General features: G+C 59.3%; 18 protein-coding genes, 1 pseudogene and 1 riboswitch. Of the genes and pseudogenes, 8 read left to right on the forward strand and 11 right to left on the reverse strand.

Annotated features, from left to right (window positions below; translation table 11 throughout):
- Together KQ940_RS18595 and KQ940_RS18600 are read left to right on the forward strand one after the other, a co-directional pair.
- Positions 1–126 (forward strand): annotated as a pseudogene (locus KQ940_RS18595) (IS630 family transposase); the annotation flags it as partial.
- Positions 127–267: 141 nt separating this feature from the next.
- A complete protein-coding gene (locus KQ940_RS18600; RefSeq protein ID WP_217415379.1) occupies positions 268–486 on the forward strand; it encodes a VF530 family protein in 219 nt (72 codons plus the stop codon).
- Between the two features lie 138 nt (positions 487–624).
- Here KQ940_RS18600 and KQ940_RS18605 read toward each other — a convergent pair whose 3' ends face one another.
- Together KQ940_RS18605 and KQ940_RS18610 are read right to left on the reverse strand one after the other, a co-directional pair.
- On the reverse strand, positions 625–987 hold the full coding sequence (locus tag KQ940_RS18605) for a hypothetical protein (protein ID WP_217415381.1): 363 nt from the start codon (positions 985–987) through the stop codon (positions 625–627).
- Between the two features lie 158 nt (positions 988–1145).
- Positions 1146–1877 carry a helix-turn-helix domain-containing protein gene (locus KQ940_RS18610; RefSeq protein WP_217415382.1) on the reverse strand — a complete coding sequence of 244 codons (732 nt, stop codon included), beginning with the start codon at positions 1875–1877 and terminating at the stop codon, positions 1146–1148.
- Positions 1878–2029: 152 nt separating this feature from the next.
- On the opposite strand from KQ940_RS18610, the gene KQ940_RS18615 reads away from it, so the two are divergent.
- Complete coding sequence (locus tag KQ940_RS18615; RefSeq protein WP_217415384.1) at positions 2030–5500, forward strand: acyl-[ACP]--phospholipid O-acyltransferase; 3471 nt, start codon at positions 2030–2032, stop codon at positions 5498–5500.
- 154 nt (positions 5501–5654) lie between these two features.
- Here KQ940_RS18615 and KQ940_RS18620 read toward each other — a convergent pair whose 3' ends face one another.
- From KQ940_RS18620 to KQ940_RS18630, 3 genes are all read right to left on the reverse strand, one after another.
- Positions 5655–6449: a hypothetical protein gene (locus KQ940_RS18620; RefSeq protein ID WP_217415385.1), complete on the reverse strand. Its 795-nt coding sequence runs from the start codon at positions 6447–6449 to the stop codon at positions 5655–5657.
- 269 nt (positions 6450–6718) lie between these two features.
- Positions 6719–6794: riboswitch (cyclic di-GMP riboswitch) on the reverse strand.
- A gap of 475 nt (positions 6795–7269) precedes the next feature.
- Positions 7270–8628 carry a D-serine ammonia-lyase gene (dsdA, locus tag KQ940_RS18625; protein WP_217415386.1) on the reverse strand — a complete coding sequence of 453 codons (1359 nt, stop codon included), beginning with the start codon at positions 8626–8628 and terminating at the stop codon, positions 7270–7272.
- 65 nt (positions 8629–8693) lie between these two features.
- Positions 8694–9083, reverse strand: a complete 390-nt coding sequence (locus KQ940_RS18630; RefSeq protein ID WP_217415390.1) for a group II truncated hemoglobin — start codon at positions 9081–9083, stop codon at positions 8694–8696.
- Between the two features lie 270 nt (positions 9084–9353).
- Here KQ940_RS18630 and panB point away from each other — a divergent pair, with 270 nt between their 5' ends.
- Complete coding sequence (gene panB / locus KQ940_RS18635) at positions 9354–10139, forward strand: 3-methyl-2-oxobutanoate hydroxymethyltransferase (protein WP_217415391.1); 786 nt, start codon at positions 9354–9356, stop codon at positions 10137–10139.
- 107 nt (positions 10140–10246) lie between these two features.
- Here the strand turns inward: panB and yaaA are convergent, their stop codons facing one another.
- From yaaA to KQ940_RS18650, 3 genes are all read right to left on the reverse strand, one after another.
- Positions 10247–11029: a peroxide stress protein YaaA gene (gene yaaA / locus KQ940_RS18640; RefSeq protein WP_217415393.1), complete on the reverse strand. Its 783-nt coding sequence runs from the start codon at positions 11027–11029 to the stop codon at positions 10247–10249.
- Positions 11030–11186: 157 nt separating this feature from the next.
- Entirely contained in the window at positions 11187–11426 is a 240-nt protein-coding gene (locus tag KQ940_RS18645; protein ID WP_217415395.1) for a DUF2789 domain-containing protein, read from the reverse strand.
- A gap of 135 nt (positions 11427–11561) precedes the next feature.
- Entirely contained in the window at positions 11562–11834 is a 273-nt protein-coding gene (locus KQ940_RS18650) for a hypothetical protein (RefSeq protein ID WP_217415397.1), read from the reverse strand.
- 137 nt (positions 11835–11971) lie between these two features.
- Here KQ940_RS18650 and KQ940_RS18655 point away from each other — a divergent pair, with 137 nt between their 5' ends.
- The 3 genes from KQ940_RS18655 (at position 11972) to KQ940_RS18665 (ending at position 14533) form a co-directional block, all read left to right on the forward strand.
- Entirely contained in the window at positions 11972–13255 is a 1284-nt protein-coding gene (locus tag KQ940_RS18655; protein ID WP_217415399.1) for a tryptophan--tRNA ligase, read from the forward strand.
- A gap of 69 nt (positions 13256–13324) precedes the next feature.
- Positions 13325–14170: a sulfurtransferase gene (locus KQ940_RS18660; RefSeq protein WP_217415400.1), complete on the forward strand. Its 846-nt coding sequence runs from the start codon at positions 13325–13327 to the stop codon at positions 14168–14170.
- A gap of 171 nt (positions 14171–14341) precedes the next feature.
- On the forward strand, positions 14342–14533 hold the full coding sequence (locus tag KQ940_RS18665) for a hypothetical protein (RefSeq protein WP_246590188.1): 192 nt from the start codon (positions 14342–14344) through the stop codon (positions 14531–14533).
- 129 nt (positions 14534–14662) lie between these two features.
- On the opposite strand, the gene cysK is transcribed toward KQ940_RS18665, so the two are convergent.
- Positions 14663–15631, reverse strand: coding sequence for a cysteine synthase A (gene cysK, locus KQ940_RS18670; RefSeq protein ID WP_217415402.1), 969 nt, complete (start codon positions 15629–15631; stop codon positions 14663–14665).
- Positions 15632–15918: 287 nt separating this feature from the next.
- On the opposite strand from cysK, the gene KQ940_RS18675 reads away from it, so the two are divergent.
- Positions 15919–16401, forward strand: coding sequence for a tetratricopeptide repeat protein (locus KQ940_RS18675; protein WP_217415403.1), 483 nt, complete (start codon positions 15919–15921; stop codon positions 16399–16401).
- A gap of 12 nt (positions 16402–16413) precedes the next feature.
- Here KQ940_RS18675 and KQ940_RS18680 read toward each other — a convergent pair whose 3' ends face one another.
- Together KQ940_RS18680 and KQ940_RS18685 are read right to left on the reverse strand one after the other, a co-directional pair.
- A complete protein-coding gene (locus tag KQ940_RS18680) occupies positions 16414–17799 on the reverse strand; it encodes a DUF4139 domain-containing protein (protein ID WP_217415404.1) in 1386 nt (461 codons plus the stop codon).
- 46 nt (positions 17800–17845) lie between these two features.
- Positions 17846–19870 (reverse strand): SUMF1/EgtB/PvdO family nonheme iron enzyme, encoded by a 2025-nt coding sequence (locus KQ940_RS18685; RefSeq protein WP_217415408.1) that lies wholly within the window; start codon positions 19868–19870, stop codon positions 17846–17848.
- Positions 19871–19899: the final 29 nt, after the last annotated feature.

The raw sequence follows: 19899 nt of genomic DNA on the forward strand, positions 1-19899 counted from the left end.
CAACTGGTTGAGAACAAGGATCATATGAAGCGGTTGGCCATGAGCGCATTGCGTAGCATCCAGAAGCTGCCGAACCTGGTCCGATCATTTTTCAGGCAACCCGAATGCCAGTATATTGTTTCATGACATTACTTTCCGAAATGTTAGTATGTTACCGAGTTACCCACGAACAGTAGACACCTTCTATAGTTAGGTTTACGCCTGACGAGCGGTACACCAGGGAGGTTGAGGCGACTCTGCATTTAAAAACGAATTGGAAGCAAGCCTATGAACCAAGAACAACCCAATAACCCATTACATGGGTTAACACTTGAAAAAATATTGACTCGGTTAGTGGAGCACTACGGTTGGGATGGTTTATACGCAAGAATAAACATCAACTGCTTCAATAACGAACCGTCGATCAAGTCGTCACTGAAGTTTCTGCGCAAAACCCAGTGGGCGAGAGACAAGGTGGAGTCTCTGTATATCAATACCTTCACCTGAGGGGCAGGCAGAAGCGGTTACAACTGGGGCCGTGCAGATTGAGTGGCTGAGGTGTCCGTTTTTTGGTGAGAAGGTAGGGGGAGGATCAATGTCCACCCCGTACCGGTAATTGATCTTGTGTCACTCGGGCAACAGGGCTCACAGGCCGTTGAGCATCATGTTGCAGGTCGCCAGTTTCGGCGCGAAAGGGGAGTATTCGGTCGCATTGACCACCGCCTTGACCGCTTTTCCGCCCTCAAAGGTGATGACCATCTCGCACAGCCCTTGAGTCGCCTTTTTGTTCTGAATCATATCGGAGTGGTAGGTCCACACCGTGGTATTGGGGTCGGGATGTACTATGGTGCGTGGCTGACCCAATACCCTTTTTATATCCTCGGGTGTCTGCTCGATCAGGTAGTCGCTCACCTCATCGGGGGTCACAAACCGACTCGTCTGCGTAGCACAGCCGGCGAACAGGAGCCCGATCAAACTGACTGCGAATATTTTGGTGATATTAACCATCAAATCATTTCCTTTATACGTCCAGAAGCCCCGGTAGATGGGGGATATTGGGCGGCATTCTATCGAAGCGCTGATTACTCTGGCGATTGAAATTTTTGACTGTTCAGCCTGTTAGTAACCACTTGATACCGGGTGTCGGAACCGTTAGACAAGGTTGATTAACTTCCGTTCTTAAACAACCCATACCGCCAACCCCGTATCGCAATGATCACCGTCGCCCCGTGCCGTTGATCTAACTCCAGGGCCACGTCTTCGCGGTTGAACTCCTCGAACTCCCGTGCCAGGCGCTGCATGCGGCGTTGGAACGCCTGGTTGGATGATTTCGACAGCATGCCGTTGAGCACCAGCAGGCATTCATCCTCGCCCTGGAAGCGGGTGCTGAAGTATTCGGCGGCGATGCGCTGCTGGAAGAACTGCTGAATCGGGCCGTTCTCGATCCAGTTGAAGTTGGTGGCGACCTTCAGCTTGATGCGGTTTTTCGGTAGCAGGTCGATGATCTGTAGCCGGTCCAGGCGCGCCAGTTTCTGGATGCAGGTGTGCTGGTCCAGCTGGTGGACGCGCAGGATGTCGTCCAGGCTCCAGCGGTTGAGCACGCAGACGGTGATTAGCAGCAGGGTCAGGTCGTTGGCGATCTCGCGCTCCTGTTCGACGGTCAGACGTTCGATCCGGCCCGCCCGCTCCTCCATCAGTTTGACCAGGTCCGAGATCTCGATACCGATCAGCTGGCAGATCTCGTCCAGGCGGGAGAGGGAGAGCTGCTGGGTGGAGAACAGCCGCTTGACGCTGGCTTCGGAGAGGCCAAGCCCCTTGGCCACGTCGGCGTAGGTTTTACCCTGGGCTTTGAGGCTATGCTTAAGGGCGGCGATCAAGGCTTTGGTTTGTTTGGCCATCCGTGTACCGACTCCGTTCTGTATAGGCGGTAGAAAGTATCAAAATATAATACCTTTTGGCGTCTATTGCGCGACACTGAAGGTGTAGGTTGTGAATAAAGAGCGGTAGGGCAGAATTTAACCACTTCTAACCCCAAGCAACGGAACCGGCTATGAACCAGCTCTTCAAGATCAAGGGATTTCTGCCCTATATCCTGGTGGTGTTTATCAACGCCTTTGTCGATCTTGGCCACAAGATCGTGATTCAGAACACCATCTTCAAAACCTGGGATGGCGAAGTGCAGGTGATTCTGACCGCGATCGTGAACGGTCTGATCCTGCTGCCCTTTATCCTGCTGTTCTCCCCCTCCGGTTTTCTCGCCGACCGCTTCCCGAAAGAGAAGGTGATGCGCTACGGCGCGCTGGCCGCGGTAGCGGGCACGACGCTGATCACGCTGAGCTACTGGATGGGCTGGTTCTGGATGGCGTTCGGCCTGACCCTGCTGCTGGCGATCCAGAGCGCGATCTACTCCCCGGCCAAGTATGGTTATATCCGCGAGCTGCTGGGGGATGAACGGCTGGCGCAGGGGAACGCGCAGGTGCAGGCGGTGACCATCGTGTCGATCCTGTCCGGAACCTTCGTGTTTTCGGCGCTGTTCGAGCAGTTCTACCAGAGCGGTTTCAGCTCCACCGCCGAGATCATGCAGGCGATCATGCCGCTGGGCTACATCCTGATCGCGCTGTCGGCGCTGGAGTGGCTGATCTGCTGGTACCTGCCCAAACGCTACGCCGGTGATGCTGCCAAGCGGTTTACCCTTGATGCCTACCTCAAGGGCAGCTATCTGCGCCGCAATATCGTCGCGATCCGCAGTAAAAAGGCGATCTGGCTGTCGATCGTCGGCTTGTCGATGTTCTGGGCGGTGTCCCAGGTGGTGCTGGCGACCTTCCCGGCCTTTGCCAAGGAGACGCTGCTGGAGACCAATACGCTGGTGATCCAGGGGCTGTTGGCGGTGAGCGGCATCGGCATCGTGATCGGTTCGGTGGTGGCGGGGCGTGCGTCGCCCAGCCATATCGAGCTGGGGCTGGTGCCGGTGGGTGCAGTAGGGATCGCGGCTAGCCTGTTGCTGCTGCCGCAGTTGGAGAGCGCCGGCTCAATCGCCGCGCTGTTCCTGCTGCTGGGTGTCTGTGGCGGCTTCTTTATCGTGCCGCTGAATGCGCTGATCCAGTACAGCGCCGGGCAGAAGCGTTTGGGTACGGTATTGGCGGGCAACAACTGGATCCAGAACATCGCCATGCTCGGCTTCCTCGGACTGGCCGTGGCTTTCTCGTTGCAGGGGCTGGACAGCCGTGGCCTGCTTTACCTGCTGGCGCTGACCGCCATCGGTGGGGCGATCTACACGATTTACCAGCTGCCGCAGTCGCTGGTGCGGATCGTCGCCGGGGTGATCCTCAAACGCCACTACCGTGTGACCGTCTCCGGGTTGGATAACCTGCCGAAAGAGGGCGGGGTACTGTTGCTGGGCAACCATATCAGCTGGATCGACTGGGCGATGGTGCAGATCGCCTGTCCGCGTTCGGTGCGCTTCGTGATGCTGCGCCGCTACTACGACGTCTGGTACCTGAAGCCGTTCCTGAAGTTCTTCGGCGCGATTCCGATCAGTCCAGGCCGCAGCCGCGACGCCTTGGCGAGCGTGAACCAGTGCCTGCAAAACGGCGAGGTGGTGTGCCTGTTCCCGGAGGGGGCGATCAGCCGCACCGGCCATCTGGGCGAGTTCAGGTCCGGTTATGAGCGCGCGGTTGAGGGTCTGGACAGCGGCGACGTGAAGATCGTGCCGTTTTACCTGCGTGGCCTCTGGGGCAGCCGTCTGTCCCGCTCACATAGCGAAAAACTACGCGAGAACACCCGCGAAGGGTTCAAGCGCGGAGTGATCGTCGCTTTCGGGGAGCCGCTGGCGGTAGAAACCAAGGCGCAGCAGCTGAAGCAGAAGGTACTCGAGCTGTCGATCACCGCCTGGGAGGGCTACACAGCTCAGCTCGACCCGCTGCCGCTGGCCTGGCTGAAGGAGGCCAAGCGCAAGCCCGCCGCCGTCAGCCTGATCGACTCAACCGGCGCGCAGTACTCGAATATCCGGGTGGTTGCCGGCACCACCGCCATCGCCCAGGCGATGCGCAGGATCAGCCCGCGCAAGACCGAGCATCAGGTAGGGCTGGTGCTGCCCTCCAGCGCTGGCGGCGTGATGGCGAACCTGGCGGTGATGCTGAACGGCCAGACCGCGGTAAACCTGAACTTCACCGCCGGTGTGGACGCGGTTCAGGCGGCGATCCGCGCAGGCGAGATTAAAACCGTGTACACCTCGGCCCGCTTCGCAAAGAAGCTCGCGGCCAAGGGGATCGAGCTGGAGGCGATGCTCTCCGGTACCCGTGTGGTCTACCTGGAGGAGCTGAAGGATCGCATGAGCAGCGCCCGCCTGCTCGGCCATCTGCTCAGCGCCCGGTTGCTGCCGGCGGCCTGGCTCTATCGCCTGCACGGCAGGGCAGTGGAGAGTGACAGCCCCGCGCAGATCCTGTTCTCCAGCGGTAGTGAGGGCACACCCAAGGGCGTGGTGCTGACCCACCGCAACCTGATGGGAAACATCAAGCAGATCAGCGATGTGCTGAACACCCGCCGCGAGGATGTGATGATGGCGACGCTGCCGCTGTTCCACTCCTTCGGCCTCACCGTCAACAGCCTGCTGCCGATGGTGGAGGGGATTCCGGCGGTGTGTCACCCGGACCCCACCGATGTGCTGAATATCGCCAAGGCGATCTCGCAGTACAGGGGCAGTATCCTCTGTGGCACCGCCACCTTTCTGCGCCTGTACACCCGTAACCGCAAGGTGCAGCCGATGATGCTGGACTCCCTGCGCATCGTGGTGGCCGGTGCGGAGAAGCTGACCGGCGATGTGCGCGATGCGTTCGAGCTGAAGTTCAAGAAGACGATCTACGAGGGTTACGGCGCCACCGAAACCGCGCCGGTGGCCAGCGTGAATATCCCCGATGCCATCGATCCGGGCAGTTGGAAGGTTCAGCAGGGGCAGAAACAGGGCACAGTCGGCCTGCCGCTACCGGGCAGCTGCTTCCGTATTGTCGATCCGGCTACCTATGAGACCCTGCCGGTGGGCGAGGATGGCCTGATCCTGATCTCAGGCGGCCAGGTGATGCTGGGCTACCTGAAGAACGAGGAGAAAACCTCCGACGCGATTATCGAGCTGGATGGCCGCCGCTGGTACAAGACCGGCGACAAGGGCCATGTCGACGAGGACGGCTTCCTGACCATCGTCGACCGCTACTCCCGTTTCGCCAAGATCGGCGGCGAGATGATCAGCCTGGGTGCGGTGGAGGCTGTCGTACGCGAGGTTGTGGGCGAGTTTATGAAGGGCGATGAGATCGAGTTCGCCGCCACCAATGTGAAGGACGACAAGAAGGGTGAGCGGGTGGTGCTGCTGATCACTCCGGGGGCTGATGCTGCAACCCTGCGTCAGCGCCTGATCGACCGCGGTACCAATCCGTTGATGATCCCCTCTGAGATCATCGAAGTGGAGGCGCTGCCCAAGCTCGGTAGCGGCAAGATAGACTTTGCCGGGCTGAAGCGGCTGGCGGCGTGACCTGGGGAATTTCGCACCGAATGTTCCAAGGTTGGGATGGGAGTTGATTTTCGGGACAGTCTGCCGCCAAGTATGGCGGCAGACTGTTCCCCGGGTGGTTGTATGGCGTGTTCCGTAAAGCGATGCCCCTTCCAACCGGGCAGGGTCGACGGTTCTAGAACAGCTCCAGTACGTTGCCGTCGAGCGGGTTGCTCACATTAACCGCCTGAACCTCCTGCACCGTCAGAGAGCCTTTACCCACTACCGCATAGGCACTGGCCTCGTTATTGGTGGTGGTTACCTCGTAGGGTGCGCCGGTATCCGGGTCATAGGCGGTATAGGTGCCGTTGGTCACATCGGCACTGGAGAGTGCCTGCGCGACCACTTCGACCCTATGATCGCCCGGTGCCAGATCGTGCATGACAAAGTTGAAGTGATGGGCCGCCGTGGTGCTCAGCACCAGGCCGATCTCTTCGTCCGATACCAGACAGTCGCGCTCGATCACCACCGTGCCTTCATATACGCCATCGCCATCCTCATCGGTGCTGGTGACCTGGCAGCTTTCGATCACGCCGCCGAGCGTGGCGCTCAACTCCTGGAAGCGTTTGGCGAAGGTTACCTGACCGGGCATCGCCGGTACTCCGTCGACCAGCACGCTGACCTGTATACCGCCTTCGGCGCCCGCGACCTCTGAACTGCCGTTTTTACCTTTAACGTTGGTTTCAGTGTATAGACCGGCCTCCAGAGAAACGCCGATCAGCAGATCCTTTTTATTCGGCGTGCGGATGGTGGCATTCAGAATGGTCGCGGCCTCAGGGGCATCGATTTTATTTGTGTTGCTATCGGCATTGGTCGACAGTAACTGGGTGTCGGCAACATATGCGGCGAATTTTGCGGAGGCCGCATAGGCTGGTGACATAATAAAGGCGGTTGCCAGTGCACAGGCGAGGGAAAGTTTGCTCTTGCTCATTGTTTTCTAAGCTCCAACTGCATCTGCATTAAGATGAATACAATCCACTTGCTGATACCCTCCCACCCGGGAGATATCATCAGCCGTTCCCTGGAGCCGGGGAAAAGGCTTAATAGCCCTATCGATCCGGCAAGGCGGAATGCACAGGAAGTGGATGGATACAGAGGGCACAGAGGCTGCAGAATGGCAGAGGCTTTGGCCGGTATATCGAGCTTCCAAATACATTCAAGTGAAAGACCCACAGCTACCGGCAGTAGAGAAGAGTTCTCTTCGGTAGTCCGGCTATCCATCGAGGGACCCGTGACTTTGCGTCATCCGATTGCTCGGATTTTGCCATTATCGGGAGAAGATCTTTCCGAGTTACTCCAGCGACTATAAACAAACTGAAACACTTTGGTTTATTGATAGCCCGTTTAACTCGTAAGGGAATACTAACAAGAAAAAAATAAGTATGGATATATTTATTTGTTATAAAAGTGCAGGTTTAAGCGTCCAATATTAAAATTTATTCAAGAGTGTAACGTCTGCTTTATATTGAATGTAAACTCAGCGATACATCGATTAATAATGTGATACAAAAATGAACATTTAAAATGGTGTTCTGGTGATATTGTTATCATTCGGTAACACAATATAAGTGTTTCCGGCTATGCTGCTTGTTTTACGCATTTATTACAAACCTTAAATGTCTGTTTCATCACTGCCGAAGTCCCGGATGCCAGGGCACAATGCCGCGGTCAGGGCGCAGGTCTACCTGCTCGACAGCGGCAAAGCCGCCATCGCCGATCTGCTGTGCGAGGGCGGCTGCGGTGGATAAGACTTATTTGAACTGCTTAAGCGCCTCTGCGCCCAGCGCGTAATACTTGGCCATCTCCTCCACCGGCACCATGTTACCGCCGGTGGCCCAGGCGATATGGGTGGCGTTGTGCAGAGTGGATGTCAGGCCCAGCGCCTGGAGCGTCTCCTGGTCGGCGCTCATCAACCAGGCGAACCCCGGCAGGCCCGCCGTGGCGGAGGGTTCCACAGCGAGTTTTTCGCTGTCGGTGAGCAGGGTCACCAGCGCGTACATCCGCTCGTCGCTGAGGGTGTAGATGCCGTCGAGCAGGGGTTCCATGATCTTGCCAATGAAGGCGGAGGCACGGCCGACCGCCAGCCCGTCGGCGCAGGTCAGGTTGTCCAGGCCGATATCCTGCACGCTGATGCCGTTGTGCAGCCCGGAGTGCATCCCCAGCAGCATGCAGGGGGAGTGGGTGGGTTCGGCAAAGAAGCAGTGCACGGCATCGCCAAATAGTTGCTTGAGGCCGAAGGCGATACCGCCGGGACCGCCGCCGACGCCGCAAGGCAGGTAAACGATCAGAGGGTGCTCAGCGTCCACCGGGATATTCTGTGCCGCCAGTTGCTGCTTCAGGCGTAGCGCCGCGACGCTATAGCCGAGGAACAGCGAGGTGGAGTCCTCGTCGTCGATAAAGTGGCAGCCCGGCGTATTCAGCGCCTCCTGCCGCCCCTGTGCCACCGCGACGCTGTAGTCGGACTGGTGCTCGACCACGTTGACCCCCTCCGAGCGCAGCAGCGCCTTTTTCCACTCCCGCGCATCGGCGGACATATGCACAGTCACCCTGAAGCCGAGCTGGGCGCTGATGATGCCGATGCTGAGCCCCAGATTGCCGGTGGAGCCGACGGCGATGCTGTGTTGGGCGAATAGTTGGCGAAAGGGTTCGGAGGCGAAGCAGCTGTAGTCGTCCCCGGCGTTAAGCAGACCATGCTCAAGCGCCAGTTGCTCGGCGTACAGCAGCACCTCGTAGATACCGCCGCGGGCCTTGATCGAGCCGGAGATCGGCAGGTGGCTGTCGCACTTGATCAGCAGGTTGTCCGGCACGTCGCTGTGCTGAAACTCGGCGATTAGCTTTGCGCCCCTGTCCACACGGACAAGCTCCGATTCGATGATGCCACCGCGGGCGGCGGTTTCCGGAAAGGCGACAGAGAAGTAGGTGGCGAAGCGCTCCAGCCGGGCAGCTGCGTCCTCGATATCGGCGTAACTCAGCGGCAGTTGCTGCTTCACGCGCTCGAACGTGGCTCGCTCGGGGTTTATCCACAGCTGTTCGCGGCACTGCTGCAGGTTTCTCAGTACCGGATCGTCGTTTGCACGGGCGATCCAATCGTTAACGGGGGAGAGCGCCATATTCCTAACCTTGATCTTTTGGGTGAACAGGGTAGGAGATTAGACCAGAAAACGCTCCCCGACGCTTAACGGTTGCGCACCATATCGGCGATGGCGAACAGCGGCGCCTGGAGCATCTCGCGTAGCTGCGGCTCCACGTCGACCGCTTCCAGCGCCTTGTGCATGCACAGCAGCCACTGGTCGCGTTCTGACTCGCCGATGGCGTAGCCTTTGTGAGGGCCGGTCATGCAGACGCTGCCATATTTCTCGGCGTAGATCTGCGGGCCACCCAACCAACCGATCAGGTATTCCGCCAGACGCTCGCGCATCGGGTTCAGGTCGGCCTTGTGCATGGCGCGGATGCCGGCGGCTTCCGGCAGGCTGTCCATGATGTCGTAGAAGGCGTCGGTCAGCTCGCGAATCTTCTGTTCACCAAGTACTTCATAGGGAGTGGAGTAGGCTGAGTAATCGGTCATGGCCTGGCTTATCTCGTCGTTATTATCGTAGGTACCCCTAACGGGAGCTCTTGGAGTGTGTCGGCAGGGCGGATGTGCGGCAAGGCTCGGGGGCGCGAATCGGGGGCGATACTGACGCCGGTCAAGGTTCGGTCATGTCCCGGAAACGGAGTTATGCTGCAGTGCCGTTAGACTAAAGTCTACGAACGCCGCGGGTACAGTTTTCACTACACTGCTCCTCCCCCCCTATAGGGGAACTCACTTACAGGACTGAATAACAGGAGTCCGGTTATGAAACTGAGCGCAAGCGACTTCATCCAGCGCAAGGGAGTTAAACCGATCCCGATGCTGACCGCCTATACTTGCCCGGTTGCCCGTGGCATAGAGGAAGCCGGAGTACCAGTGATCCTGGTCGGCGATACGGTCGGCATGGTTGAGATGGGGTTCGACAGTACACGCGACGTGACCATCGAGCATATGGAGTACCACATCGGCGCGGTTCGCCGCGGCGCGAAGGAGACCCATATCATCGGCGACCTGCCCTACCTGACCGATGCCAACCCGGAGATCGCACTGGCCAGCGCCAGGCGTCTGATGGCAGCCGGTGCCGACAGCATCAAGCTGGAGGGGCCGAAGCTCGACGTGATCGAGCATCTGGTCGCCAACGGCATCCCAGTGGTGGGACATACCGGGCTGACGCCGCAGACCGCCGAGAGCTTCAAAAAGGTGGGCAACACCAGCGAAGACGCCCAGCGCATCCTCGACGAAGCGCTGGCGATCCAGCAGGCGGGCGCCTTCATGCTGGTCATCGAGCATGTGCCGGCAACGCTGGGCCTGTCGATCACCCAGTCACTGCGTATCCCCACCATCGGTATCGGTGCCGGCCCCGACTGCGACGGCCAGGTACTGGTGATCAACGACGCCATGGGCCTGGGCGATTACTGGCCGCCGTTCTCCAAGCAGTACGCCCACGCCAGCAAGATTATCCTGAAGGTGGCGACGGAGTTCGCGTCGGAAGTGGAGACGATGGAGTTCCCCAACAATATCCTGCAGTTCACCGGTACCGGACGCCGGTAACAAAAAACGCCCCGTACGTATGAAACACGTCGGGGCGCTTTTTTGTCCTTACTATTCTGCCTAAGCAAGTCTTCCTGAGTAAGCTGCTATCTGCGTCTGACTCAAGTTTACTTCTCCGGCGGCGCGTCTCTCAGGAATACCCAGTTATCTCCCTGGGAGTGCTCGGGGCTGAAGTAGTAACCCTCCAGATCGAACCCCTTCAACGCCTCCGGCTCATCAATACGGTTCTCGATGATGTAGCGGCTCATCAGTCCGCGCGCCTTTTTGGCGTAGAAGCTGATGATCTTGTACTGGCCGTTCTTCAGATCCTTGAACTCAGGGGTGATGATACGGCAGTTCAGGGCTTTGGGTTTGACCGACTTGTAGTACTCGTTGGACGCCAGGTTGACCAGTACCGGGTTGGCCTGCTCGCTCAGCTCGGCCTGCAGCGCTTCGGTAATGATATTGCCCCAGAACTGATACAGGTTATCGCCACGGCTGTTCTTCAGCTTGGTGCCCATCTCCAGACGGTAAGGCTCCAGCAGGTCCAGCGGGCGCAGCACGCCGTAGAGGCCGGAGAGGATGCGCAGGTGCTGCTGGGCGAACTCGAACTGCTCAGCGCTGAACGTCTCCGCTTCCAGCCCGGTATAGACATCGCCCTTGAATGCCAGCACCGCCGGGCGGGCATTGTTCAGCGTATGTTCGGCGCTCCAGCTCTCATAGCGTGCCACGTTGAGGCTGGACAGCTTGTCGCTGAGTTTCATCAACTCGGCGATATCCTGTACCGCCAGGGTGCGCAGCTGTTCGATCAGCTCGGCCGAGTGCTCCAGAAAGCGTGGCTGGGTGTGCGTGTCGGTGGCGAGCGGCGACTCGTAGTCGAGTGTCTTGGCGGGCGATATCAGCGTCAGCATCTTGGTCGGGCCTGAGTCTAAATGTGTGAAGCCCTCGATAATACCCAACCTGGCCAGTAGGCAAAAGCGCAAGGGCCGGATATGGAAAAGGGGGATAGAGTGCAGGGGGGCGCTTTGCCTGCACTCTAATGAATAGCGGTCGGATATAGGGCGGGCGTCAGTGCGTACTGCGCAGGCGGCTGTTAAGTTCATCCACCACTTCAGCCCAGTCGGAGTCGGAGTAGATCGCGTCCTTCAGGAATTCGGCCTGGGAATTGCTCCAGAAGGTCGCCTGATGCAGCGGGATCTCCTGGGTAAACAGGCGATGGGTGGCGATAAAACGCTCGATCTCTACGGTGGTGCTGGGAAGCCCAAGCTGTTCAAACAGCGTATTCAGCGTATGGGGGCTGGTATCCATGGGTTACCTCCCTGGTTCTTTGAATTAGTTATTCGATAAAACACAGGAGACCGTTCGCGCGACACCCTCCGTCGCGGCATGTGCGGCTGAGTTAAGTATGGTGTCAGTCGCCGGGCTGTCAACGATAGCAAGGGCTTAGCCTCTGCGTTTTACATACCATTGCTGAGCCAGTACGCAGATCAGGGCGCCCATTACCACCAGCGCCGAGTTGAGCAGAGCGGGACTGCCTTCGCCGAGCACACTGATCAGCGCCCCGGCGAACAGCAGGCCGCCAAACATGCAGAACAGCGCCACCAGCAGCGTGTGCGCGATATGGCTGGCAGAACGCTCCGGCTGGCGCTTCAACATGATGCCGGCGGGCAGCAGAAAGCCGGCCAGGGTGATCAGGGAGGGGAGCATGTCGGACATTGTTATTCTCATCGTGATTACCGAACCTCTGTTGTATCACCGTGGCCGCTCGGGAGCTACCCGCCATTGGTCAAAGGCTGGCCGAGTTCGTGTATGATATCGGGCCTTAAAACGCCAAGAACCCAATAGAGCAGACGATGAGCAAGAAGACCGTACTGACTGGTATCACCACAACAGGTACACCGCACATAGGCAACTATCTCGGCGCCATCAAACCGGCGATCGAAGCGAGCGAGAACCCGGCGTTCAACAGCTTCTTCTTTCTGGCCGATTACCATGCCCTGATCAAGTGTCACGAGCCGGAGCGTGTGGCACGCTCCACCCGTGAGATTGCGGCTACCTGGCTGGCGTTGGGGCTGGATACCGACAAGGCGACCTTCTACCGTCAGACCGATATTCCCGAGATCACCGAGCTGACCTGGCTGCTCACCTGTCAGACCTCCAAGGGGTTGATGAACCGCGCCCACGCCTACAAGGCGGCGGTGGACGCCAACCGCGAAGCGGGCAACGAGGATCTGGACGACGGCATCACCATGGGGCTGTTCAACTACCCGATCCTGATGGCCGCCGACATCCTGATGTTCAACGCCGATATCATCCCGGTGGGCAAGGACCAGATCCAGCATATCGAGATGGCGCGCGATATCGCCGGGCGTTTCAACCACGTCTACGAGCCGCTGTTCACGCTGCCGGAAGCCCAGGTCGACGAAGAGACCCAGCTGATTCCGGGGCTCGACGGGCGCAAGATGTCCAAGAGCTACGACAACACCATTCCGCTGTTCTGCTCCAGTGACGAGCTGCGTTCGCTGATCAACAAGATCAAGACCGATCTGCGCGAGCCGGGCGAACCGAAGGATGCCGACAACAGCACCCTGTTCCAGCTCTACAGCCACTTCGCCACCGCCAGCGAGAGAGCGGCGATGCGTCGCCAGTACGAAGAGGGGATCGCCTGGGGAGAAGCCAAGCGCGAGCTGTTCGAGTTCCTCGATGCCAAGCTGGCCGCACCGCGTGAGCGCTATAACGCGTTGCTTAACGATCTCGGCTATGTGGAGAAGATTCTGCACGAGGGTGCCGAGAAAGCCCGCGCTTATGCGACGCCGTTCCTGCAGAAGGTGCGCATCGCCTCTGGTATCCGTCCGCTGACCTACGTGCCGGCGCAGAGCACTACGGACGAGGGCGCGAAGAAGGAGAAGAAGAGCGCCGAGGAGCTGGCCCGCATCGAAGAGGGGCGCCGCCGTGCGATCCTGAAGCAGGTGCAGCACCTGATCGATCGTGTCGATAACGCCGACGACAAGTCTGCCGAAGCGGGAAGGGTGATCGAGGAGAAGAGTTCCGAGGTCGAGCAGTTGAAGAAGAAGGCGAAGCAGAAGGCGCAGAATGAACTCGATATCCTGCGCGAAGAGCTGGCCGCTTACCTTTGACGCCTGGCTTTAAATAGGGCCCGCATGGCCGGCGCCAAAATTTTTAACTATCTGATAACAGGGGGATCCATGTACGAAACGCTGATCGAGGTAGACCAGCTCAAGGCGCTGGAGACCCCCCTGATTTTCGATTGCCGCTTTGTGCTGTCGACCCAACCCGAAGACCGGGATGCCGGTCAGCGCGCTTTCGCCGAAGGCCATATTCCCGGTGCGCACTACCTGCACCTGGAAGATGATCTTTCTTCACCGATCACACCGGCAAGCGGACGCCATCCGCTACCCGATCCGGATCGTCTGTTGGCGAAGCTGACGGCGCTGGGGCTGACGGCCGAACGCCAGGTGGTGCTCTACGACGCCTCCGGCGGCGCCTTTGCCGCCCGCGGTTGGTGGCTGCTGCGTTGGCTCGGCCATCGTGCCGTGGCGGTATTGAACGGCGGCTGGCCCGCCTGGCAGGCGGCCGGCGAGCCGTCCGAGCAGGGTGCCGGTACCGAGGTGCTGAGCACGGCTGGCGTATCCAGTCATCCGGGTGAGGTGGTGACGGCCGCGCAGCTGCAACAGGTACTGGCGAACGATGCCTGCCTGCTGGTGGATGCCCGCGCGGCGGAACGCTTCCGCGGCGACGTGGAGCCGCTGGACCCGATCGCCGGACATGTGCCGGGCGCGGTAAACCTGCCGTTTACCGAGCACCTGGTCGATGGACGCTTTGTGCCTGCTGAGCAGATGCTTGAAAAATGGCAGGCCGTGCTGGCTGGCAGAGCGGCGTCAGAGGTGGTGCATATGTGCGGCTCCGGGGCCACCGCCTGCGTCAACCTGTTGACCATGGAGCATGTCGGCCTCACCGGGTCGAAGCTGTATGCCGGTTCCTGGAGTGAGTGGATTCGCGACCCTGCACGGCCGGTGGCAACAGGGGCATGATGTCGTTGAATTACAGTTTCACCACCCCTGAAAACTGATATCGATCAATAACTGTCTATATTTTCACCAATGGGCTGTGGTCGAAGTGTAATCACGTTGTCATACGCCGCTTCTAAGCTATACTTGTGTAGTTAAATTACAAGAATAGGAAACCTGGGGGTGAATATGGAAATGCAGCAGACGGTAAAGATGATCGCCATTCTGGGCGTAGATGGCGATACCTTCGAGGTGGACGGCGTGTATATTGGCGAGGCACATAAACCCAGCTGGTATACGCTGACCAAAGCGAACGACCGCAGTGTCTGTTTTGAAAAGCTGGAAAGCTTCCCGAGCCACGATCAGATCCGGGAAATGATTCACTGATCGACGCTCTGGAAAGAAAAAGAAGCCGTGGCCTGAACCACGGCTTTTTTGTTACGTACAGGACGTACGGTATGCCGCGGGCGCATGGATGCGCAGGAGCGGCGATGCACGGGATGTACGGTATGCGTGTTACTGCACCATCTCGTTGTCGCTGAACACACCTTCGAACAGGGCGGAGGAGAGGTAGCGTTCACCGGAGTCGGGCAGGATCACGACAATCATCTTGTCCTTGTTTTCCGGCTTGGCGGCAATGCGCAGCGCGGCAGCGGTGGCGGCGCCGCAGGAGATGCCGGCCAGAATCCCCTCTTTCTCCATCAGTTCGCGGGCGGTGGCGATCGCGTCGTCATTGCTGACCTGCTCTACACCGTCCACCAGATCCAGCTGCAGGTTTTTCGGTACGAAACCGGCGCCGATACCCTGGATCTTGTGCGGTGCCGGTTTCACCTCGTCACCGTTGATCGTCTGGGTAATTACCGGCGAGTCGGTGGGCTCCACGGCGATGGAGGTGATCGCCTTGCCCTGGGTCTGCTTGATGTATTTGGATACGCCGCTGATGGTACCGCCGGTACCGACGCCTGCGACCAGAATATCGATCTGGCCATCGGTATCGTTCCAGATCTCCGGGCCGGTGGTCTGCTCGTGAATCGCCGGGTTGGCCGGGTTCTCGAACTGCTGCAGCATCAGGTATTCGCCGGGGTTGGCATCGACCAGTTCCTGCGCCTTGGCGATTGCGCCCTTCATCCCCTTGGCGGGTTCGGTCAGCAGGATCTCGGCACCGAGTGCTTTTATCAGCTTGCGCCGCTCAAGGGACATGGAGGAGGGCATGGTCAGGATCAGTTTGTAACCCTTGGCCGCCGCAACAAACGCCAGTGCGATACCGGTATTGCCGCTGGTCGGCTCGACCAGGGTGGTACCCGGCTTGAGCTGACCGCTAGCCTCGGCAGCGTTGATCATGCTGGCGCCGATACGGCACTTCACGGAACCTGCCGGGTTGCGTGACTCGATCTTGCCGTACAGGTTGCCGGCAGGCCAGAGGTGCTTGAGCCGAACCAGGGGGGTGTTGCCGATAGTCTGGGAGTTGTCGTCGTAGATTTTCATAAAGCTCCACTTCCTTGAAGTCGTTTCACTTCTGGTGTTTTGAAGACAGGTTCTTTCAGCCAGGTCCCCGTTGGACTGCTCTGAAATACACCAGTCGGCAGTTGCAACTTGCGAGTTGGCTGACAGTGTAACCAATATAGCGGGCAATGCTCATACAGTCTTTGCATAAGGTTATAAAAAATCTATTCGATATAATGTATGGCCCTATTGGGTCTCTCCTGCTTTGGATATGTTGGTCGGCTGGGGTAGATTGAGCCGAGTCTGGATTCGTGTCACAGGGAGTCGCTATGCGCCTGGTTATGAAGTTGCTCGCACCACTGCTGTTCTGGATCGCCTATGGCCTGTTTCGCAGCCGCGTTTGGCGCGGTTCGCGCCGGCGCCATACGCTGGCGATGAAACTGTTCCGGCTGGCGGCCGATAACGGCAACCGCCGGGCGCTGTCCGTTTACGGTCACCTGCTGCATTTCAGGGGGGAGGGGGTGGCAAACCGGATTCAGGGCGCGATCTACCTGCAGCGCGCCGCCGAAAAGGGGGATGTGAAGGCGCTGTATCAGATGGGGCGGATCCATGAGCAGGGCTTTGAACACCATTTCGGCATTGAACCGGCGCAGGCTGTGCAGGCCTATCGGCGTGCTGCCGAACTGGGCCATCCGTTGGCAGTAAAGCGCATGGTCGAGCTTTGCCGAGAGGGTGGGCTCGGGTTGAGCCCTGACGCCGAACAGTTGACCTACTGGCAACAGAAACAGGCGGTATTCCCCTCTAACGGCTAAGCAGGACGTTCACTAGCGGCGGGTGAGCTCCACCTGGTAGCTGAGTGTGGTCGAGCCGCCTGCCGGTATGTCGATACGCCACAGCGCTCTGGCACCCTGGCTTTCGGCGGGGTGGCTGCTCTGGGTGATCTGCCAGTTCTGGTTAAAGTCTGCTGTCAGCTCAACGGTCTTGCGTTGGTTTCCGGCGTTACTCAGAGTTACCTGATAGGCCATCCGGGTAGTGTTGCCCAGGCGTTCGTACAGGCTCTGGGTCTGTTCGATGCCGATATCGAACGCCTCTCCCAGCATCATTTCCACCTCCTCACCGGCCGCATGGGCGGGCAGGTTCTGGCCACCAATAAAGCTCAGTCCTGCAGTTTTGCCCTTTACATAGACGCGGGCGTTACCGGCCGGCAGCGAAAACTCCCGCTGCTCCTGCTGAGGCAGGGTGAAACTGATGGTCCTGCTCGGTCGCCCCTTGATCGGCTCGGGCTGGGCGTTACCGTACACCGGCATCTGGAACCGGTAGCTGTTGTGGTAATCCAGTTTCTGTGTCGGCATCAATGCCACGCTGGTGCTGGCGCCGGAGGGCAGGTCGATTCTGCTGGGCAGGGTGTACAGATGGTAGTCCTCGAACGCCTGCTCGGTCGGCATGCTGTCCGTGGCCATCTCCATCGCCGCCTTGGCCATGTACAGGCGCGGTGCGCCCTGCGGCTGATTGACCTGGCCCGCCAGCAGGCGCACCTGACTTTGCGGCAGGTCGATACCGGTGTGGTTGCTCAGTGTGGCTTGAGCCTGCAGCCACAGGGTATTGGACTGGGCTTCCAGCGTCAGTGCGTAGTCCGCCTGCCAGTTCAGACCGCCGGCCATGTAGTTCAGGGTGAGGGTATCGGAGGCGTCGCCACTGCGTTTGATCTGCAGGTAAGGAGTGTTGGCGTAACGTGGAGCGGGTCCGGGCAGCAGCAACTGCCAGTCCGATTGTAGCGGTAGATATTCAACTCGCTCGCCATCTTCGAGCAGCAACTGGTTACCCTCGATGCCGAGCAGGCGGGCCTCGCGATAGATGGCGCTGCCATCCTGAGCGTAGCGTTTAAGGCCGAGTGTTTCGCCGATCATCCCTTGCAACCGCTGTTGTATTCCGTCGTTGGGCGAGATCAGGGCGATCTGCTCGATATCACCGGCGCCTTCGACCAGTGCCGAACCGGGCTGCATCTGAGGATTGATCTGCGCGATTTCGATAATGCGATCGGCTGTTTTGTCTGCCAGCTGATACTGTTCGCTGAACAGTGACTGGCCCGACTGGAAAATCATCAGTTGGCGCTGGTTCAACGCCTGATCGGCGAGTCTGAGCGGTTCGCCAGCGACACTCTGTCCGGCCATCGCCAGTAGCACGCCGGCAGCCAAGGTGCGGATCATCATGCTGTTTACTCCCTGTATGCTGTCGCGGCCTGAAAGCCGCGCTTGTCTATTCGCTGTTGGGCAGATCCAGCGCCACGCGGAAACCCCAACTGTTACGGCTGGTGTTGGCCGGATGACGGTAGCGGCTGGCGGATCGGATCAGGCGGGGAATCTCGAACCAAGAACCGCCCCGCATGACGCGGTGACTGCAGTTGGAACCCGTGCTGGCACTGCCGTCTGTCGGTGCGCCGTCATAAGTGCCGCTGTAGCAGTCCTCGACCCACTCGTCGACATTGCCGTTGAGGTCATGGATGCCCCAGGGGTTGGCTGGAAAGCTACCGACCGGTGCCGGGCGTTGTCCGTCCCATTGGGTGCCGCATCCATCACAGACCGCTATCCCGTCACTGAGTTCATCACTCCACCAGTATTTGGTTTCAGTACCGGCGCGGGCGACATACTCCCACTCCGCCTCTGTGGGCAGGCGATAGGGTTGGCCGCTCTGTTCCGCCAGCCAGCGGGTGTAGTCCTTGGCATCCTGCCAGCTGACATTGATCACCGGCTGGTTGCCGCGTCCCCAGCCCTGGTCATCGGGCAGGGGGCGGCCAGTGTCCTCGGCGAACTGGTCATATTCGGCGAAGGTGACCTCGAAGCGGCTCAGGGCGAAGGCGCGACCGATGATCACCTGGTGCACCGGATATTCGTTGTCGTCCCCTGCACCGTGGAGATCGCCCATCCGGAAGCGCCCCTTGGGGATCACCACCATCTGTGGCGCGAAGCGGTCCGGTGCCCATTGGTCGCGGAAAGCGCTGAGGTTATCGGCCGGCTTTTCCGCCTCGCGCATCGCTTCGCCCGTTGTAACGTCGCCTGTCGTAACCGCTGCAGGGGGGATCTCCGCCCGCGTACTGCTTTCAGCTGGCATGGAGTTGGCTGAATCGGTGGCCGTGACCGCCCCTTGCAGTTGCTGCAACCGCTCCTTCAGAATTAGGTTTTCCTGCCGCAGTTGAGTCAGCGGCTGTGTATCGGATGTTGGCGCGCTAGTGGTTGCAGTTGTCTCTGAATAGGCCAGCCAGTAGCCCAGCGCCACACCGCCTGCAAACAGTGCCAGCCCGGATAGCACAGGCCTGGTCCAGCCGGTTGGCAGCGCCCATCTTCTGGACGGACGGCTTGCGGGCTGAGTATCGATTTCGGCCGGCAGTTCCGGTGTGGAGTCGGCGGGCTTTTCCGCCTGAACTTTCGCTTCGTCGGCCTTGTCTGCATAGAGCTGTCGCACCAATGCCAGCGGTGAGTCGGGGCGTTGCTCAGTCTCGTAGGCGAGGGCGCTGTGCAACACTTTCCACTGCTCCTTGCTCAGACCAGAGGGGGCTTTCAGCTCTTTTTCGCGACGGCCCTGTTCGCCATCCTCTGCGCTGAATGGGGGCTTGCCGGCATACAGTTCGTAGACCAGGCAGGCGAGGGCGAATACATCTTCACTGGCATCCAGCAGATTGGGGTGGAAGGCGTCGGCGGACTGCCAGTCGAGGTAGCCCGGAGGTGACTCCAGAAGCGGAACTACGGGCTCCAGCAACGCGCGCCACTGGTATCCCATCAACCGCACGCCGTTGCTGCGGTTCAGGTAGATAAACTCCGGTGCCAGCGTGGCGTGGGGCTGGTTGAACTGCTTGAGATGGGCTTGCAACGCTTTGCCGACCTGAATGATCAGACCGCGCTTTTGTGGCTCTTTCATCTTGTAGGCACGGCCGTCGGCCAGCATCTGTGCCAACGTCAGGTCGTCGAGTGCTTCCCAGGAGCAAAAGAACATTCCGCGCCAGCTGAACAGGCCGTAGCAGCGGGCGGCCAGCGGATCCTTGATGGTTCGATTGCGGTTAAGCACATCGCGAAGCTTGTCGACGAAACCGCTTTGGCCGAGCAGTTGCGTACTCAGGAACAGCAGGGTCACTGGGGTCGGCTGGGTGGTGGAGATGTCCTCTGCCTGCCAGAGCTGGCCCAGCATATGGGGGGATAGCAGTGTCTTAAGCCTGAAACGATGATGTTCTGGTCCTATGACCAGCTCGGGTTTCAGGGCGTCCAGCGGTGGTTTGGCGGTGCTATCCATAGACGGCTATTCCTGATCGCTACACCCGG

The organism is Marinobacterium ramblicola, assembly GCF_019084545.1.
Taxonomy (GTDB): domain Bacteria; phylum Pseudomonadota; class Gammaproteobacteria; order Pseudomonadales; family Balneatricaceae; genus Marinobacterium_D; species Marinobacterium_D ramblicola.

Excerpts from the sequence above, each read along its gene's own strand:
- KQ940_RS18600 (WP_217415379.1), top strand. The coding sequence starts at position 268 with ATGAACCAAGAACAACCCAATAACCCATTACATGGGTTAACACTTGAA.
- KQ940_RS18605 (WP_217415381.1), bottom strand. The coding sequence starts at position 987 with ATGGTTAATATCACCAAAATATTCGCAGTCAGTTTGATCGGGCTCCTG.
- KQ940_RS18610 (WP_217415382.1), bottom strand. The coding sequence starts at position 1,877 with ATGGCCAAACAAACCAAAGCCTTGATCGCCGCCCTTAAGCATAGCCTC.
- KQ940_RS18615 (WP_217415384.1), top strand. The coding sequence starts at position 2,030 with ATGAACCAGCTCTTCAAGATCAAGGGATTTCTGCCCTATATCCTGGTG.
- KQ940_RS18620 (WP_217415385.1), bottom strand. The coding sequence starts at position 6,449 with ATGAGCAAGAGCAAACTTTCCCTCGCCTGTGCACTGGCAACCGCCTTT.
- dsdA (WP_217415386.1), bottom strand. The coding sequence starts at position 8,628 with ATGGCGCTCTCCCCCGTTAACGATTGGATCGCCCGTGCAAACGACGAT.
- KQ940_RS18630 (WP_217415390.1), bottom strand. The coding sequence starts at position 9,083 with ATGACCGATTACTCAGCCTACTCCACTCCCTATGAAGTACTTGGTGAA.
- panB (WP_217415391.1), top strand. The coding sequence starts at position 9,354 with ATGAAACTGAGCGCAAGCGACTTCATCCAGCGCAAGGGAGTTAAACCG.
- yaaA (WP_217415393.1), bottom strand. The coding sequence starts at position 11,029 with ATGCTGACGCTGATATCGCCCGCCAAGACACTCGACTACGAGTCGCCG.
- KQ940_RS18645 (WP_217415395.1), bottom strand. The coding sequence starts at position 11,426 with ATGGATACCAGCCCCCATACGCTGAATACGCTGTTTGAACAGCTTGGG.
- KQ940_RS18650 (WP_217415397.1), bottom strand. The coding sequence starts at position 11,834 with ATGTCCGACATGCTCCCCTCCCTGATCACCCTGGCCGGCTTTCTGCTG.
- KQ940_RS18655 (WP_217415399.1), top strand. The coding sequence starts at position 11,972 with ATGAGCAAGAAGACCGTACTGACTGGTATCACCACAACAGGTACACCG.
- KQ940_RS18660 (WP_217415400.1), top strand. The coding sequence starts at position 13,325 with ATGTACGAAACGCTGATCGAGGTAGACCAGCTCAAGGCGCTGGAGACC.
- KQ940_RS18665 (WP_246590188.1), top strand. The coding sequence starts at position 14,342 with ATGCAGCAGACGGTAAAGATGATCGCCATTCTGGGCGTAGATGGCGAT.
- cysK (WP_217415402.1), bottom strand. The coding sequence starts at position 15,631 with ATGAAAATCTACGACGACAACTCCCAGACTATCGGCAACACCCCCCTG.
- KQ940_RS18675 (WP_217415403.1), top strand. The coding sequence starts at position 15,919 with ATGCGCCTGGTTATGAAGTTGCTCGCACCACTGCTGTTCTGGATCGCC.
- KQ940_RS18680 (WP_217415404.1), bottom strand. The coding sequence starts at position 17,799 with ATGATGATCCGCACCTTGGCTGCCGGCGTGCTACTGGCGATGGCCGGA.
- KQ940_RS18685 (WP_217415408.1), bottom strand. The coding sequence starts at position 19,870 with ATGGATAGCACCGCCAAACCACCGCTGGACGCCCTGAAACCCGAGCTG.